General features: G+C 68.3%; 15 protein-coding genes. 6 read left to right on the top strand and 9 right to left on the bottom strand.

The window, feature by feature from the left end:
- Nucleotides 1-7: 7 nt before the first annotated feature.
- Nucleotides 8-442 (bottom strand): GNAT family N-acetyltransferase, encoded by a 435-nt coding sequence (locus QRN23_RS09990; RefSeq protein ID WP_267658046.1) that lies wholly within the window; start codon nt 440-442, stop codon nt 8-10.
- A 4-nt stretch (nt 443-446) separates the two neighbouring features.
- Nucleotides 447-1,370, bottom strand: a complete 924-nt coding sequence (locus QRN23_RS09995; RefSeq protein ID WP_123570072.1) for a heme o synthase — start codon at nt 1,368-1,370, stop codon at nt 447-449.
- 281 nt (nt 1,371-1,651) lie between these two features.
- On the opposite strand from QRN23_RS09995, the gene tkt reads away from it, so the two are divergent.
- From tkt to pgl, 6 genes are all read left to right on the top strand, one after another.
- Nucleotides 1,652-3,745 (top strand): transketolase, encoded by a 2,094-nt coding sequence (gene tkt / locus QRN23_RS10000; RefSeq protein WP_285063483.1) that lies wholly within the window; start codon nt 1,652-1,654, stop codon nt 3,743-3,745.
- A 28-nt stretch (nt 3,746-3,773) separates the two neighbouring features.
- The gene (gene tal, locus QRN23_RS10005) at nt 3,774-4,901 is read left to right on the top strand and encodes a transaldolase (protein WP_056045222.1); all 1,128 of its coding nucleotides are present in this window, start codon (nt 3,774-3,776) and stop codon (nt 4,899-4,901) included.
- On the top strand, nt 4,898-6,493 hold the full coding sequence (locus QRN23_RS10010) for a phosphoglucose isomerase-related protein (RefSeq protein WP_056045225.1): 1,596 nt from the start codon (nt 4,898-4,900) through the stop codon (nt 6,491-6,493). Before tal ends, QRN23_RS10010 begins: the two co-directional genes overlap by 4 nt.
- Before the next feature lie 113 nt (nt 6,494-6,606).
- Nucleotides 6,607-8,142 (top strand): glucose-6-phosphate dehydrogenase, encoded by a 1,536-nt coding sequence (gene zwf, locus QRN23_RS10015; protein ID WP_285063484.1) that lies wholly within the window; start codon nt 6,607-6,609, stop codon nt 8,140-8,142.
- Nucleotides 8,139-9,092, top strand: a complete 954-nt coding sequence (locus tag QRN23_RS10020) for a glucose-6-phosphate dehydrogenase assembly protein OpcA (protein WP_159826592.1) — start codon at nt 8,139-8,141, stop codon at nt 9,090-9,092. The genes zwf and QRN23_RS10020 overlap by 4 nt, the downstream gene beginning before the upstream one ends.
- Before the next feature lie 15 nt (nt 9,093-9,107).
- Complete coding sequence (gene pgl / locus QRN23_RS10025; RefSeq protein ID WP_056045234.1) at nt 9,108-9,878, top strand: 6-phosphogluconolactonase; 771 nt, start codon at nt 9,108-9,110, stop codon at nt 9,876-9,878.
- Between the two features lie 111 nt (nt 9,879-9,989).
- On the opposite strand, the gene QRN23_RS10030 is transcribed toward pgl, so the two are convergent.
- The 7 genes from QRN23_RS10030 to rapZ form a co-directional block, all read right to left on the bottom strand.
- Complete coding sequence (locus QRN23_RS10030) at nt 9,990-10,346, bottom strand: RNA polymerase-binding protein RbpA (protein WP_043595011.1); 357 nt, start codon at nt 10,344-10,346, stop codon at nt 9,990-9,992.
- Entirely contained in the window at nt 10,346-10,597 is a 252-nt protein-coding gene (gene secG / locus QRN23_RS10035) for a preprotein translocase subunit SecG (protein ID WP_043595012.1), read from the bottom strand. The genes QRN23_RS10030 and secG overlap by 1 nt, the downstream gene beginning before the upstream one ends.
- Before the next feature lie 106 nt (nt 10,598-10,703).
- The gene (gene tpiA / locus QRN23_RS10040; RefSeq protein ID WP_123570077.1) at nt 10,704-11,492 is read right to left on the bottom strand and encodes a triose-phosphate isomerase; all 789 of its coding nucleotides are present in this window, start codon (nt 11,490-11,492) and stop codon (nt 10,704-10,706) included.
- Nucleotides 11,486-12,697: a phosphoglycerate kinase gene (locus tag QRN23_RS10045; RefSeq protein ID WP_285063485.1), complete on the bottom strand. Its 1,212-nt coding sequence runs from the start codon at nt 12,695-12,697 to the stop codon at nt 11,486-11,488. The genes tpiA and QRN23_RS10045 overlap by 7 nt, the downstream gene beginning before the upstream one ends.
- A gap of 63 nt (nt 12,698-12,760) precedes the next feature.
- Nucleotides 12,761-13,765, bottom strand: a complete 1,005-nt coding sequence (gap, locus tag QRN23_RS10050; protein ID WP_043595015.1) for a type I glyceraldehyde-3-phosphate dehydrogenase — start codon at nt 13,763-13,765, stop codon at nt 12,761-12,763.
- A 170-nt stretch (nt 13,766-13,935) separates the two neighbouring features.
- Nucleotides 13,936-14,916 (bottom strand): DNA-binding protein WhiA, encoded by a 981-nt coding sequence (gene whiA / locus QRN23_RS10055; protein WP_159826586.1) that lies wholly within the window; start codon nt 14,914-14,916, stop codon nt 13,936-13,938.
- A gap of 68 nt (nt 14,917-14,984) precedes the next feature.
- A complete protein-coding gene (gene rapZ / locus QRN23_RS10060; RefSeq protein ID WP_285063486.1) occupies nt 14,985-15,866 on the bottom strand; it encodes an RNase adapter RapZ in 882 nt (293 codons plus the stop codon).
- Between the last annotated feature and the right edge of the window lie 6 nt (nt 15,867-15,872).

Raw genomic sequence — 15,872 nt, forward strand, 5'->3', positions numbered from 1 at the left:
CGGGGGTCTAGCCCCGGCGCATGACGGTGTCGACGTCGTCCTGCTCGACGACGACGAAGCCCGTCCGCTCGTAGAGCGACACGGCTCGGCTTCCCGTGAGCACGTCGAGGGTGACCGACCCCGTGGTGACCGAGTCGATCGCCTGCGAGAGGAGGGTCGTCCCGATCCCGTGACCCCGCGCCTCCTCGACCAGGTAGAAGTGACGGAGCCAGGTCGTGTCGCCGTCCGGGTGAAGCGCGATGCAGCCGAGGAGGCGCTGGTCGCCTTCGACGACTCGTGTCTCGTCGGCCACGTACTCGCGGACGAATCGAGCCCGGTGGCGGGCCGGGTTCCAGATGCCGAGCCTCTCGAACTCGGGTCGCAGCACCACGAGCTTGAGAGCGGTCAGCTGTTCGAGGTCGTCCGGGCGCGCCGGACGGACGGTCCAGTCGGACGGCCTCACGGGATCAGAACGGCAGCAGGGGGTCGACCCCGACGGCGACGAACAGGAGCGTGAGGTACGTGATGGAGCTGTGGAAGACGCGCATCGGACGGACCTCGGCGACGTGCTGGATGGCCCGGCTGTAGAGCCGATGCGACTCCCAGACGAACCAGGCCCCGCTCGCGAGTGCCACGACGGTGTAGAGCACGCCCATGCCGGCGACGGGGACGAGGATCAGGGAGCAGACCACGGTGGCCCAGGCGTAGAGGATCACCTGCAGGCCGACGATCGACCGGCCGCGCACCACGGCGAGCATGGGGACGTCGGCCGCGGCGTAGTCGTCGCGGTACTTCATCGACAGTGGCCAGTAGTGCGGCGGCGTCCAGAGGAAGATGACCATGAAGAGAATGACGGCCGACCAGGACAGGTCGTTCGTGACGGCGGCCCAGCCGATGAGCACCGGCATGCACCCGGCGATGCCGCCCCACACGATGTTCTGCGGCGTGCGGCGCTTCAGCCAGAGCGTGTACACGACGACGTAGAAGAGGATCGCCCCGAGCGACAGCGCCGCCGAGAGCAGGTTGACCGTCAGGCCGAGCCAGACGATCGACGCGACGCCGACCACGTACGAGAAGATCAACGCCTCGCGGTCGCTGACCTCGCCGGTCACGAGCGGTCGACCCTGCGTCCGCTTCATGATGCGGTCGATGTCGCGGTCGATGTAGCAGTTGAAGGCCGAGGCCGAGCCGGCGCTCAGCGCCCCACCGATCAGCGTCGCGGCGACGAGCCACAGGTTGGGGATGCCCCCCTGGGCCAGGAACATCGTCGGCGCCGTGGTGACGAGCAGGAGCTCCATCACGCGGGGCTTCGTGAGGGCGACGTACGCCCGAGCCTTGCGACGGAAGCCCCGGGGTGACGTGTCGGGGCGGATGTCAACGGCTGCGGTCATGAGTCCTCTAACGAGACGAACGGTTTGCCCAAGGAGTCTAGGCGATGAACGTCGACGCTGACGGCGAACCCTCGGCCGATGCGGACGGGCGAAGGGGGTTCGTCCCTATACTTACAGGTGCTTGCCAGTCGTACGCCCTCTCGGTCCCGAATCACCGGACGAACCGTCCCGATCTCCGCCCCGGCGTGTGTGCGACCCAGCCGACGACGTCTCGGCAGGCGCACGTCAGCGCGGGAGCGAATCGACCCCGCGCAGTTCGCATCAAGAAGGGTCAACTTCCAGTGGCAGATCTGCAATGGGAATCCATTGACAACAAAGCAGTAGACACGGTCCGCGTCCTCGCGGCCGACGCGGTCGAGAAGGTCGGCAACGGTCACCCCGGCACCGCGATGAGCCTGGCGCCCGCCGCGTACCTGCTCTTCCAGAAGGTCATGCGTCGTGACCCGAGCGACAGCACCTGGATCGGTCGCGACCGGTTCATCCTGTCCGTCGGCCACAGCTCGCTGACGCAGTACATCCAGTTCTACCTGGGCGGCTACGGTCTCGAGCTCGACGACCTCGAGGCCCTGCGCACCTGGGGCTCGAAGACCCCCGGCCACCCCGAGTACGGCCACACGGACGGCATCGAGATCACCACCGGTCCGCTGGGCCAGGGCTTCGCCAGCTCGGTGGGCTTCGCCTACGCCGCCCGTTTCGAGCGCGGCCTGTTCGACCCCGACGCCGCCCCCGGCACGAGCCCCTTCGACCACTTCGTGTACGTCATCGCCGGTGACGGCGACATGCAAGAGGGCGTCACGAGCGAGGCCGCGTCGCTGGCCGGGCACCAGAAGCTCGGCAACCTCGTCGCCATCTACGACTCGAACCAGATCTCGATCGAGGACGACACCAACATCGCCTTCACCGAGGACGTCCACAAGCGCTTCGAGTCCTACGACTGGGACGTCCAGGTCGTCGACTGGAAGAAGACCGGCGAGTACGTCGAGGACGTCGCCGAGCTGCACGACGCCATCGAGAAGGCCAAGGCCGTCACCGACAAGCCCTCCCTGATCATCCTCAAGACGATCATCGGCTGGCCCTCGCCCAAGAAGCAGAACTCCGGCAAGATCCACGGTTCGGCCCTCGGCGCCGACGAGGTCGCCGGCCTCAAGTCGGTCCTCGGGTTCGACCCCGAGAAGTCCTTCGACGTCGACCCCGCCGTCCTCGAGCACACCCGCAAGGCCGTCGAGCGCGGTCAGGCCCAGCACGCCGAGTGGGACGAGAAGCTCGCCGCCTGGGCGTCGGCCAACCCCGACAAGAAGGTCATGCTCGACCGCATCCTCGCGAACGAGCTGCCCGAGGGCGTCGAAGAAGCGCTCCCCGTCTTCGAGGCCGGCAAGGACGTCTCCACCCGCGCCGCCTCCGGCAAGGTCATCAACGCCCTCGCCGGCGTGGTCCCCGAGCTCTGGGGCGGGTCGGCCGACCTGGCCGAGTCGAACCTGACGACGATCACGGGCTCGAAGTCGTTCGTCCCCACCGAGTGGTCGACCGACGAATGGAGCGGAGACCCCTACGGTCGCGTTCTGCACTTCGGCATCCGCGAGCACGCGATGGGCGCCATCCTCAACGGCATCACGCTGCACGGCAACACGCGCCCGTTCGGTGGCACGTTCCTGATCTTCAGCGACTACATGCGCCCGGCGGTCCGCCTCGCGGCACTGATGAAGTCCCCGGCGATCTACGTCTGGACCCACGACTCCGTGGCCCTGGGCGAGGACGGTCCGACGCACCAGCCGATCGAGCAGCTCGCGTCGCTCCGCGCGATCCCCGACCTCGACGTCGTGCGTCCCGCCGACGCCAACGAGACGGCCTGGGCCTGGGCGACGATCCTCGAGCGCCACCACGGCCCCGCCGGCATCGCGCTCAGCCGTCAGAACCTGCCCGTCTTCGAGCGCGGCACCGGTGACGCCGAGGGTGACACCTTCGCGTCGGCGAAGAACGTGGCGAAGGGCGCCTACGTCCTGGCCGAGGCACCGGGCGGAACGCCCGACGTGATCTTCGTCGCCACGGGTTCCGAGGTGCAGATCGCCGTCGACGCCCGTGAGGTCCTGCGCGGCGAGGGCATCAACGCCCGCGTCGTCTCGGCACCGAGCATCGAGTGGTTCGACGAGCAGAGCGACGAGTACAAGGAGGCGGTCCTCCCGGCCGCCGTCAAGGCCCGCGTCTCGATCGAGGCCGGTGTGGCCATGCCGTGGCGCGGCATCGTCGGTGACGCCGGTCGCAGCGTGTCGATCGAGCACTTCGGTGCTTCGGCCGACTACAAGACGCTGTTCAAGCAGTTCGGCATGACGACCGAAGCCGCCGTCGCCGCCGCCAAGGACTCGATCGCCGCTCTCTGAGCGACGACGAAGGAAAGAGAAGAACACCATGACCGATTCCAACACCGCACAGCTGTCCGCCGCAGGCGTCAGCATCTGGCTCGACGACCTCTCGCGTGAGCGCATCAACGCGGGCGGCCTCCAGAAGCTGATCGCCGAGCGCAACGTCGTCGGCGTCACCACCAACCCCACGATCTTCGCGTCGGCTCTCGCCAAGGGCGAGGCCTACGACGACCAGGTCGCCCTGCTCGCGAAGACCGGTGTCAGCGTCACGGACGCCGTCTTCGAGATCACGACCGACGACGTCACCCGCGCCTGCGACATCTTCCGCGAGCTCTACGACACGACGGACGGCTTCGACGGCCGCGTGTCGATCGAGGTCGAGCCCGGTCTCGCGCACGACGCGCAGGGCACCATCGACCAGGCGGTCAAGCTCGCCGCCAAGGTCGGTCGCCCCAACGCCCTGATCAAGATCCCCGCGACCGTCGAGGGCCTCGAGGCCATCACCGCCGTCATCGCCCAGGGCATCAGCGTCAACGTGACCCTGATCTTCAGCCTCGAGCGCTACCGCGCCGTCATCAACGCGTACCTCACGGGTCTCGAGCAGGCCAAGGCCGCCGGCATCGACATCACCGAGATCCACTCCGTCGCCTCGTTCTTCGTGTCGCGCGTCGACACCGAGATCGACAAGCGTCTCGACGCGGTCGGGACCGACGAGGCCAAGGCCCTGAAGGGCAAGGCCGGCGTGGCCAACGCCCAGCTCGCCTACGAGGTCTACCAGCAGGCCTTCGACACCGAGCGGGCCAAGGGCCTCCTCGCCGCCGGTGCCAACAAGCAGCGTCCCCTCTGGGCTTCCACCGGTGTCAAGGACCCCGCCGTCCTCGACACCACGTACGTGGTCGAGCTCGTCGCCCAGGACGTCGTCAACACGATGCCCGAGAAGACGCTCGAGGCGACCTTCGACCACGGTGACGTCCGTGGCGACACGATCAGCGCCTCCTACGCCTCGGCCAACGAGACCATGGACGCGATCGCGGCGCAGGGCGTCTCGTACGACGACGTGACCGAGGCCCTCGAGAAAGAGGGCGTCGAGAAGTTCGTCGTCTCGTGGAACGAACTGCTCGACACGGTCACCGCTGCCCTCGAGGCCGCCAAGCCCGCCGGGGAGTCCAAGTGACCATCACCATCGCTGCCAGCGGCGACGCCGCACAGGCGGTCGAGACGGTCGTCCCGCAGCTCGTGAGTGACCTCGTCGCCTCGGGCATTACGGCTCAGAACCCCACCCTGTGGGGCCCTGACGCCGAGGACGAGTCCGCCAAGCGTCTCGGCTGGACCGAGGCCGTCGTGGTCTCGACTCCGCTGCTCGACGAGATCGACTCGCTCCGGGACGAGCTCGCCGCCAAGGGTGTCGACCACGTCGTCCTCGCGGGCATGGGTGGATCGTCGCTCGCGCCCGAGGTCATCACCCGCACCTACGGCGTCGAGCTCACCGTGCTCGACGCCACGGAGCCCGGTCAGGTCCTCACGGCCCTCGCCGACCGTCTCGAGCGCACCGTGCTCGTGGTCTCGTCGAAGTCGGGTTCCACCGTCGAGACCGCCAGCCAGCGCAAGACCTTCGAGAAGGCGTTCACCGACGCCGGCATCGACCCCGTCGAGCGCATCGTCGTGGTCACCGATCCCGGATCGCCCCTCGACGGGCAGGCCCGTGAGGCCGGTTACCGCGTCTTCAACGCCGACCCCAACATCGGCGGGCGCTACTCGGCCCTGTCGGCGTTCGGCCTCGTGCCGTCCGGCCTGGCCGGCGCCGACATCCGCGAGCTGCTCGCCGAGGCCGACGCCGTCACGGTCGAGCTGGCCCAGGACCGCGCCGACAACCCGGGTCTCGTGTTGGGTGCCGTCCTGGCAGGCACCTCGCCCCTGCGCGACAAGATCGCCATCGTCGCCGACGGCACCCACATCGTGGGGTTCCCGGACTGGGCCGAACAGCTCATCGCCGAGTCGACCGGCAAGCAGGGTCGCGGCCTGCTCCCCGTCGTCATCGGCACCTCCGCCCCCGAGATCACGGCGGGGCTGCACGACGTGCAGGTCGTCCGTCTCGTGGCGAACGCCGACGAGACCCGTGAGGTCGCGCCCGGCGAGGTCGAGATCTCGGGTTCGCTCGGTGGCCAGATCATGGTCTGGGAGTACGCCGTCGCCGTGGCCGGGCGTCTGCTCGACATCAACCCGTTCGACCAGCCCGACGTCGAGTCGGCCAAGGTCGCGACGCGGGCGTTGCTCGACGACCGTCCCGAGCCCACTCCCCCGGCCTTCACGGCCGAGGGTGTCGAGGTCCGCGAGGTCGGGGGAATCGAGCTGGGCGACTCTCTCGAGTCCGCCGTGGCCGCGCTCCTCTCGCACCTGAGCGATGACGGCTACGTCTCGATCCAGGCCTACGTCGACCGCGTGGCGAACCCGCAGCTCGAAGAGGTCCGCGACCTCCTCGCGATGCGCACGCAGCGTCCCGTCACCTTCGGATGGGGTCCGCGCTTCTTGCACTCGACGGGTCAATACCACAAGGGTGGGCCGGCCAACGGGGTGTTCCTGCAGATCACGCAGGTCCCCGCGACCGACCTCGAGATCCCGGACAGCCCGTTCACGTTCGGGCAGCTCGTGCAGGCCCAGGCCGCCGGTGACGCCAAGGTCCTGGCCGAGCACGGTCGTCCCGTGCTCACGCTGACGGTGACCGACGTGGCGGCCGCGCTGCCGGTCATCACCGCCGCACTCCGCTGAGCCGAATGGGCCGGCGTCCCCAGGGGCGCCGGCCCTTTCGCCTTGCCACCGGTGTTCCCGGCCGTCTCCGCCCGTCCCGACCGGAACACCTTCGAACCACAGAACGGAACATCATGTCACCGGTGCCGATCACGCCGGAGTCCAACCCGCTCCGGTTGCCCTCCGACCGACGTCTCAACCGCATCGCGGGGCCCAGCGGTCTCATCATCTTCGGTGTGACGGGTGATCTCTCCCGCAAGAAGCTCATGCCTGCCGTGTACGACCTGGCCAACCGTGGTCTGTTGCCCCCCGGGTTCGCGCTCGTCGGCTTCGCCCGTCGTGAATTCGAGGGCCAGGACTTCGAACAGGTCGTGTACCAGGCCGTCAAGGAGCACGCTCGCACGCCGTTCGACGAAGACGTCTGGCGTCAACTCAAAGAAGGCTTCCGTTTCGTCCAGGGGGTCTTCGACGACGCCGACGCGTTCGCTCGACTCAAGGACACCATCGAAGAGCTCGACCGTGAGCGCGGCACGATGGGCAACCACGCCTTCTACCTCTCGATCCCGCCCAAGGCGTTCCCCATGGTCACCGAGCAGCTGCGCAACTCCGGCCTCGCCGAGGAGAAGGACGGTGCGTGGAGACGCGTCGTCATCGAGAAGCCCTTCGGCAGCGACCTCACCACGGCCCGCGAGCTCAACGCCGTCGTCGAGACCGTCTTCGAGCCCGACAGCGTGTTCCGAATCGACCACTACCTCGGCAAAGAGACGGTGCAGAACCTCCTCACGCTGCGGTTCGCCAACCAGATGTACGAACCCCTCTGGAACTCCAACTACGTCGACCACGTGCAGATCACCATGGCCGAGGACATCGGCGTCGGCGGCCGCGCCGGTTACTACGACGGCATCGGCGCCGCTCGTGACGTCATCCAGAACCACCTCCTCCAGCTCCTCGCCCTGACGGCGATGGAAGAGCCGGTCACCTTCGCCGCCCGCGACCTCAGGGCCGAGAAGGAGAAGATCCTCTCGGCCGTCCGCCTCCCCACCGACCTCGCCGCGGGAACCGCGCGGGGTCAGTACGCCGGGGGGTGGCAGGGCGGAGAGAAGGTGCTCGGCTTCCTGGACGAAGAAGGCATGAATCCCGAGAGCACGACGGAGACGTTCGCCGCCATCAAGCTCGAGATCGCGACCCGGCGGTGGGCGGGAGTCCCCTTCTACCTCCGGGCCGGAAAGCGTCTCGGCCGTCGCGTGACCGAGATCGCCGTCGTCTTCAAGCAGGTGCCCGAGAACATCTTCGGCACGCAGACGTCGCTGGGGCAGAACGCCCTCGTGATCCGGGTCCAGCCCGACGAGGGAGTGACCCTGCGCTTCGGGTCCAAGGTGCCCGGGATCGGCACGCAGGTCCGTGACGTCACGATGGACTTCGGATACGGGCACGCCTTCACCGAGGCGAGCCCGGAGGCCTACGAGCGTCTCATCCTCGACGTTCTCCTGGGCGACCCGCCCCTGTTCCCCCGGCACGAGGAGGTCGAGCTCTCCTGGAAGATCCTCGACCCGATCGAGGAGTTCTGGGCGACTCAGGGTCAGCCCGAACAGTACCGACCCGGCACGTGGGGACCCGCCTCTGCCGACGAACTCATGGCCCGTGACGGCCGTACCTGGAGGCGTCCGTGATCGTCGACCTGCCCGACAGCACCATCAGCCGCGTCCAGAAGACGCTGGTCAAGATCAGGGAAGAAGGAGGCGCGGTCGCGCTGGGCCGAGTCCTCACCCTGATCATCTCCACCCGTCTCGGTGACGAGGAGGAAGCCATCGAGGCCGCGAACGACGCCTCGCGAGAGCACCCCATGAGGGTCATCGTCGTCTCCACGTCGACCGACCTCGATCTCGACGAGGTCGACGGGCGACTGGACGCGCAGATCCGGGTCGGCGGCGACGCCGGTGCCAGCGAGGTCATCCTGCTCCGGGCCTACGGAGAGACCGCGAGCGACGAGGAGGGGCTCGTGACCGGGCTCCTGCTGCCCGACGCTCCCGTCGTCGCCTGGTGGCCGAAGACCGCTCCCGCCGTCGTCTCCGAGTCTCCCCTGGGGCGCATCGCGCAACGGCGGATCACGGACGCGGCGAGCCAGTCCAATCCACGCCAGTCGATCATCGACCTCGCCCGGAGCTACGCTCCCGGCGACACCGACTTCGCCTGGACCCGGCTCACCCTCTGGCGGGCGCAACTGGCTGCCGTGCTCGACCAGCCGCCTTACGAATCCGTCACCGAGGTCGCTGTCTCCGGCGCACCCGATTCTCCGTCGACGTTGCTCCTGGCCGCCTGGTTGCGTCTGCAGCTCCAGGTACCCGTCGACGGTGAGCTGACGACCCGGGCGACGGGATCGAGCGGCATCCACGGTGTCCAACTGGTCCGCGCCTCCGGGGCCATCGTCCTCGAACGCTCCCTGGACGACGTGGCGACGCTCACCCAACCGGGTCAACCCACGCACGACCTCGCGCTGCCACGCCGCTCGCTGCGCGACTGCCTGGCCGAGGAACTCCGTAGACTCGACCCCGACGACCTGTTCGGGAACGTCGTGAGACACGGGGTCGGCCAACTGAGCGAACCCGTCCAGAGCAACTAGAGCAGATAGAGAACCGTGACGAACGAACGCCGGGTGCTGGTCCACCCCGACAAAGAATCGCTGGGTGCCTCCGTGGCCGCCCGCTTCATCACCAAGATCATCGACGTGCTCGAAGAGCAGAACTACGCGTCGGTCGTCGTCAGCGGCGGCTCGGTGAGCACGCTCGTGCTGGCGGCCATCAACGCGTCGCCGGCTCGTGACAGCGTCGACTGGTCGAAGGTCTCGATCTGGTGGGCCGACGAGCGCTGGGTCCCCGCAGGGGACGCGGACCGAAACGACACCCAGGCCGGCATCGACCTGCTCGACCACATCGGGTTGCTGCCCGAGAACGTCCACCGATTCGGTGCGGTCGGCGACTTCGACGACGTCGAGGCGGCCGCCGACGCTTACCGGAACGAGTTGCTGCAGCACGCACAGGCCGACGACGCGGCCCCCCGCTTCGACATCACGCTCCTCGGGGTCGGTCCCGACGGTCACGTCGCCTCGTTGTTCCCGGACAAGGCACAGATCCGTCAGCTCGAGCCGACCGTGCTCACGATCGACGACTCCCCCAAGCCCCCGCCCGTACGCCTCACGTTGAGCCTGCCGGTCATCAACAACTCCCAGCGCGTCTGGATGATCCTCGCCGGAGCCGAGAAGGCTTCGTCGCTGGGGCTCGCCCTGGCGGGTGCCGGCGCAGACCAGGTGCCGGTGGCAGGGGTCAAGGGACGCAAGCGGACGGTCTTCTTCGTCGACCAGGACGCGGCGGCTGAGGTCCCCGAGAACTTGATCGCCTCCACCTACTGAGTCCCGCCGCGGGCGCACCGACGCCGGCATGACGAAGGGCCCCGCAGCTCACGGCTGCGGGGCCCTTCTTCATGATTGGTGTGGAGACACCGGGAGGCGCGATCGGCTGGGTCAGGCCTTGCCGCGTCGGACTCGCAGCTGCTGAAGAGCCTCTTCGAGCAACTGCTCGGCTTCTTCTTCGGTCCGTCGCTCTTTGACGTACGCGAGGTGCGTCTTGTACGGCTCGAGCTTCGCGACCGTCGGCGGGTTCGCCTTGTCGCGCCCTGCCGGCAATCCACTCGAGGGTGAGTCGACGGTCTCGGGGATCTCTTCGTCGGGCACGTTGGCCGCGAAGTGACGGACGACCTCGTTGCCGAGGGCATCCCAGTACGAGATGGTGATCCGCTCGGCGTGGAAGCCGCGATCTTGCTCACCCATGGGACCTGCGCCGACGCGCGAGCCGCGAATTGCGCTACCGCCAGAGGCCATCAGCTGACCGCCGCGAACTTGGTGATGAGGCCCAGGACCACGATGCAGGTGATCCAGACGAGACCCAGGAAGACCGTGATGCGGTTGAGGTTGCGCTCGGCGACGCCGGACGCCCCGAGGTTGCTCGTGACGCCACCGCCGAACATGTCGGAGAGACCGCCACCACGGCCGCGGTGGAGCAGGATGAGGAGGGTCAACAGGAGGCTCGTGATGCCGAGCAACACCTGCAGGATGACCTGGAGAATTTCCACGTAGGACCTTTCGATGCGGTGAGACCGCTGAACAGTATAACCGCGAGAGGCCGTCGCCCCGGCAGGCCGAGTCGGAGGGGCGCCGACGGGCGACGCACCCGGCCCGTCAGACGCCGACGTGCGCCTGGAAGCGGACGATGTTGGCGAACTCGGACACGTCGAGGCTCGCCCCACCGACGAGGGCTCCGTCGACGTTGGGCTCTCGCATGAACGATGCGATGTTCGTGGACTTGACCGAGCCGCCGTAGAGGACGCGGGTGGTGGCCGCGGCGTCCGGACCGACGATCTCGACCAGGGCCGCCCGCAGGGCCGCGCAGACCTGCTCGGCCTGCTCGGCCGTGGCAGCCTGCCCGGAACCGATGGCCCAGACGGGCTCGTAAGCCACGACGATCTCGGCGGAGGTCGGCACCTGGGCGAGCGCCGCGCGGAGCTGGGCGACCGGCACCGCGCTGGGGCCGTGCTGCTCGAGATCGTCGGCCGTCTCACCGACGCAGACGACGGGGACGAGGCCCGAGCGGTGCGCGGCGGCGACCTTCGTCGCCACGACCTCGTCGTCCTCGGCGTGGAGCGTCCGACGCTCCGAGTGACCGACCAGGACGTAGCGCACGTCGAGCTTGGCGAGGAACTGCCCCGAGATCTCGCCCGTGTAGGCACCCGAGTCGTGAGCGGACAGGTCTTGGGCACCGAGAGCCAACTCGAGCTTGTCGGCGTCGAGCAGCGTCTGCACGCTTCGGAGGTCGGTGAACGGCGGGAACACCGCGGTCTCGACCGCGTCGAAGTCGTGCTTGGCGTCCTTGAGCGACCATGCGAGCTTCTGGACGAACGCGATCGCCTGCAGGTGATCGAGGTTCATCTTCCAGTTGCCGGCGATGAGGGGCGTGCGTGTGGTCACCATCCGAGGACCTCCAGTCCGGGGAGTCGTTTGCCCTCGAGGAACTCGAGGCTGGCTCCACCGCCGGTGGAGATGTGGCCGAACTGGTCGTCGGAGAACCCCAGGGCACGAACGGCCGCGGCCGAGTCGCCGCCGCCCACGACCCCGAGACCGGAGACCCGGGTCAACGCGTCGGCGACCTTCTGGGTGCCGTGTGCGAAGGCGGGGAACTCGAAGACTCCCATCGGACCGTTCCAGAAGACCGTGGACGACGTCTGGACGGTCTCCGCGAAGCGCGCGGCCGTCTCGGGGCCGATGTCCAGGCCCAGGGCCTCGGAGCCCAGAGTAGAGGATTCGATGCCGTCCGAGGCGACCACCGTGTGCTCGGCGTCGGCGCTGAAGGACGAGGCGACCACCACGTCGACGGGGAGCACGAGGTTGACGCCCCGGCGCGCGGCCTCGTCGACGTAGCCGCGGACCCGGTCGAGCTGGTCCTTCTCGAGCAGGCTCTTGCCGACGGGGAGTCCCTGGGCGGCGAGGAACGTGAAGAGCATCCCTCCACCGATGAGCAGGTTGTCGACCCGGGGAAGGAGGTGCTCGATGACGCCGAGCTTGTCGGAGACCTTCGAGCCGCCGAGGACGACGCTGTAGGGGCGCGTGGGGTTCTCGGTCAGCTTGTCGAGGACCTCGAGTTCGCGCGAGATGAGCGTCCCGGCCGCACTCGGGAGGAGCGCGGGCAATTCGTACACACTCGCCTGCTTGCGGTGCACGACCCCGAAGCCGTCGGAGACGAAGACATCACCGAGCTCGGCCAGGCGTGCGGCGAACTCCCGACGCTCGGACTCGTCCTTCGACGTCTCGGCAGCGTTGAAGCGGAGGTTCTCGAGGACGACGATCTGGCCGTCGGTGAGGTCGTCCACTGCTGCGGCGGTCTCGTCACCCACGGTGTGCGCGGCGAAGCCGACGCTCTTCCCGAGGAGTTCGCTGAGGCGTTGGGCGACCGGTCGGAGGCTGTACTCGGGCTTGGCCTCGCCGTCAGGGCGGCCGAGGTGCGAGATGACGACGACCCTGGCCCCCTGGTTGATCAGCAGGTCGAGGGTCTCGAGGGAGGCACGGATGCGTCCGTCGTCGGTGATCTCGCCGTCCTTCAGAGGGACGTTGAGGTCGCATCTGACGATGACGCGTCTGCCCGACAGGGGACCGAGGGAATAGAGGGTGCGCAGGCTCATGGGTTCGTTTCGGGTTCGGAGGACGGTGCCCCGGCCCGTGAGGGCCGGGGCACCGAGGTCGGACTAGAGGCGGTCGGCCACGTACTTCGTCAGGTCGACGAGACGGTTCGAGTAGCCCCACTCGTTGTCGTACCACGAGGTGATCTTGACGAGGTTGCCGATGACCTTGGTCAGGCCCGAGTCGTAGATCGACGAGTGCGGGTCGGTCGTGATGTCGGTCGACACCAGAGGGTCTTCGGAGTAGGCCAGGATGCCCTTGAGCTCACCCTCGGCGGCGGCCTTGTAGGCGGCGTTGATCTGCTCGACCGTCACCGGCGTGCTGGTCTCGAGGGTCACGTCGGTGATCGAGCCGGTGGGCACGGGCACTCGCAGGGCGTAACCGTCGAGCTTGCCGGCGAGCTCGGGGATCACGAGGCCGATGGCCTTGGCGGCGCCGGTCGACGTCGGGACGATGTTGAGCGCGGCGGCACGGGCACGGCGGGGGTCCTTGTGCGGACCGTCCTGCAGGTTCTGGTCGGCCGTGTACGCGTGGACCGTCGTCATGAGACCGCGTTCGACGCCGAAGTTGTCCAGGAACACCTTCATCAGGGGGGCCAGGCTGTTCGTCGTGCAGGACGCGTTCGAGATGATGTGGTGGTTGGCGGGGTCGTAGATGCCCTCGTTCACACCCAGCACGATGGTGGCGTCGTCACCGGTGGCCGGAGCCGAGATGAGGACCTTCTTCGCGCCGGCGGTGATGTGCTTGCGTGCGTCCTCGGCCTTCGTGAAGAAACCGGTCGACTCGACGACGATGTCGACGCCCAGCTCGCCCCAGGGCAGGTTGGCGGGGTCGCGCTCGGCCAGGACCTTGATCGGCTTGCCGTCGACGACGATCGAGTCGCCGTCCAGCTCGACGGTCGCGTCGAGACGTCCCGTGATCGAGTCGAACTTGAGGAGGTGCGCGAGGGCGGCGTTGTCGGTCAGGTCGTTGACGGCGACGATCTCGATGTCGGTTCCCTTGGCGAGCGCCGCGCGGAAGTAGTTACGGCCGATGCGACCGAAGCCGTTGATGCCGATCTTGACGGTCAATGAAACTCCTGATGATCAGGCGTCGTGGGGACGCGTGGAGGGTGTGGGCGACCAGGCCCGTGGCGACGCCCGAACTCTCGATGACCTCGGGTCGGACACCGCTTACGACAGTAGCAGCAGCCCTCCGGACTTCGTCCTCCGGTGACGTCGTGAGAACCCTCCGCCGCCCCTCAGTCGAGGTCGAGGTCGTGCGGCAGGTTGGCGTCCGTACCCGGCAACCCCAGGTCGCCGGCCTTCTTGTCGGCCATGGCGAGCAGGCGACGGATCCGACCCGCGACGGCGTCCTTGGTCATCGGGGGGTCGGCGTGGTGGCCGAGTTCGTCCAGGCTGGCGTCGCGATGGGCAAGTCGCAGCTCGCCCGCGTACTTGAGGTGCTCGGGGATGTCGTCGCCGAGCAGTTCCATCGCCCGGTCGACGCGGGCGCACGCGGCCACGGCGGCCTGGGCCGACCGTCGCAGGTTGGCGTCGTCGAAGTTGACGAGTCGGTTCGCCGTCGCGCGCACCTCGCGGCGCTGGCGCATCTCTTCCCAGTCGGTGACGCTCTTCTCGGCGCCCATCACCTTGAGCATGGTGCCGATGGCCTCGCCGTCGCGGATGATGACCCGGTGCACTCCGCGGACCTCTCGGGCCTTCGCCGCGACGCCCAGTCGGCCGGCGGCCCCGACGAGCGCCATGGCGGTCTCGTTGCCGGGGCACACGACCTCGAGCGAGGCGGACCGACCGGGATCGGTCAACGAGCCCTGCGCGAGGAACGCCCCTCGCCAAATGGCGGCGAGATCGTCGCGCGAGCCGGTCGTGAGCCGGTTCGGCAGGCCACGGACGGGTCGTCGGCGGGCGTCCATGAGCCCGGTCTGACGGGCCAGCGTCTCACCGGCCTCGTGGACCCGGACGAGGAACCCGGGGGTGCGGCGTGAGCCGGAAGGAGCCGTCATCGCGACGTCGCTCCTGGCTCCGTACAGCTCGGCCAGGTCCTTCCGGACCCGTCGGGCGATGAGCGCGGAATCGAGTTCCGCCTCGACGGCGATCCGACCGGAGATGAGGTGCAGTCCCCCGGCGAAACGGAGGACGGTGGCGAGCTCAGCGGCCCGGATCGTCGTCCTGCTCACCTCGACGCGGGCGAGTTCTTCTTTGACGTCGGCAGTCTGGGCCACTCCGGTTGTTCCTTTTCGTCAGGTCGAGGTGTCGTCGGTACACGGGCGTGCTGAAGCACCTCGGTGGGTCATTCTCGGCCGAGGTCGCGGTGTTTCACGCTGACGGCCACGCCGGGGAGTCCACGCAGACGCGCCGCCAGTTCACCCACGAGGGTGACCGATCGATGTTTGCCCCCGGTGCAGCCAATGGCGATCGTAGCGTGTCTCTTGTTCTCACGCTGATAGCCCGACAAGACGGGGACGAGCGAAGCGGCGAAGGCGTCGACGAACTCCCGGGCCCCGTCCTGCTGCATGACGTACGACGTGACCGGCTCGTCGAGCCCGGACTGCTTCCGGAGCGCGGGCACCCAGAACGGGTTGGGGAGGAACCTCGCGTCGCCCACCATGTCGGCGTCGGTGGGCAGGCCGTACTTGAACCCGAAACTGAGGACAGTCACCTGGACCCCGGCGCGGTCGGACTCGGCGAACTTCTCGGAGATCGTCGTGGCCAACTGGTGGATGTTGAGTTCCGACGTGTCGATGATCACGTCGCTCGTCTCGCGGAGCTCTTCCATGCGCGCACGCTCGGCGAGGATGCCGTCGAGCAAGGTGCCGTCACCCTGCAACGGGTGCGGTCGCCGGACCTGCTCGAAACGCCGGACCAGCGCCGCGTCGGTCGCGTCGAGGAACAGCACCCGCACCTTGCTGGGCATGCTCGCCCGCAAGGTACGCACGGCCTCTTGGGCCTCACTGAAGAGGCGTCCCCCGCGGACGTCGACCACGGCAGCGATCTTGGGGAGCGAGTCCCCCGCACGTTCGGCCAGGTCGAGCAGCGGTCGCAACATCTGCGCCGGCAGGTTGTCGACCACGTACCAGTCGAGGTCCTCCAGGGCGTTGCCGACGGTCGACCGCCCGGCGCCGGACATCCCCGTCACGATCAGGACCTCTTGCTGTTCGCTGACGTCGCTCATGTCGGT

It is taken from the genome of Frigoribacterium sp. ME-P-080 (assembly GCF_030209595.1).
Lineage (GTDB): Bacteria > Actinomycetota > Actinomycetes > Actinomycetales > Microbacteriaceae > Frigoribacterium.

Excerpts from the sequence above, each read along its gene's own strand:
- tal (WP_056045222.1), top strand. The coding sequence starts at position 3,774 with ATGACCGATTCCAACACCGCACAGCTGTCCGCCGCAGGCGTCAGCATC.
- tpiA (WP_123570077.1), bottom strand. The coding sequence starts at position 11,492 with ATGGTGACCACACGCACGCCCCTCATCGCCGGCAACTGGAAGATGAAC.
- QRN23_RS10030 (WP_043595011.1), bottom strand. The coding sequence starts at position 10,346 with ATGGCCTCTGGCGGTAGCGCAATTCGCGGCTCGCGCGTCGGCGCAGGT.
- zwf (WP_285063484.1), top strand. The coding sequence starts at position 6,607 with ATGTCACCGGTGCCGATCACGCCGGAGTCCAACCCGCTCCGGTTGCCC.
- QRN23_RS09995 (WP_123570072.1), bottom strand. The coding sequence starts at position 1,370 with ATGACCGCAGCCGTTGACATCCGCCCCGACACGTCACCCCGGGGCTTC.
- rapZ (WP_285063486.1), bottom strand. The coding sequence starts at position 15,866 with ATGAGCGACGTCAGCGAACAGCAAGAGGTCCTGATCGTGACGGGGATG.
- QRN23_RS10045 (WP_285063485.1), bottom strand. The coding sequence starts at position 12,697 with ATGAGCCTGCGCACCCTCTATTCCCTCGGTCCCCTGTCGGGCAGACGC.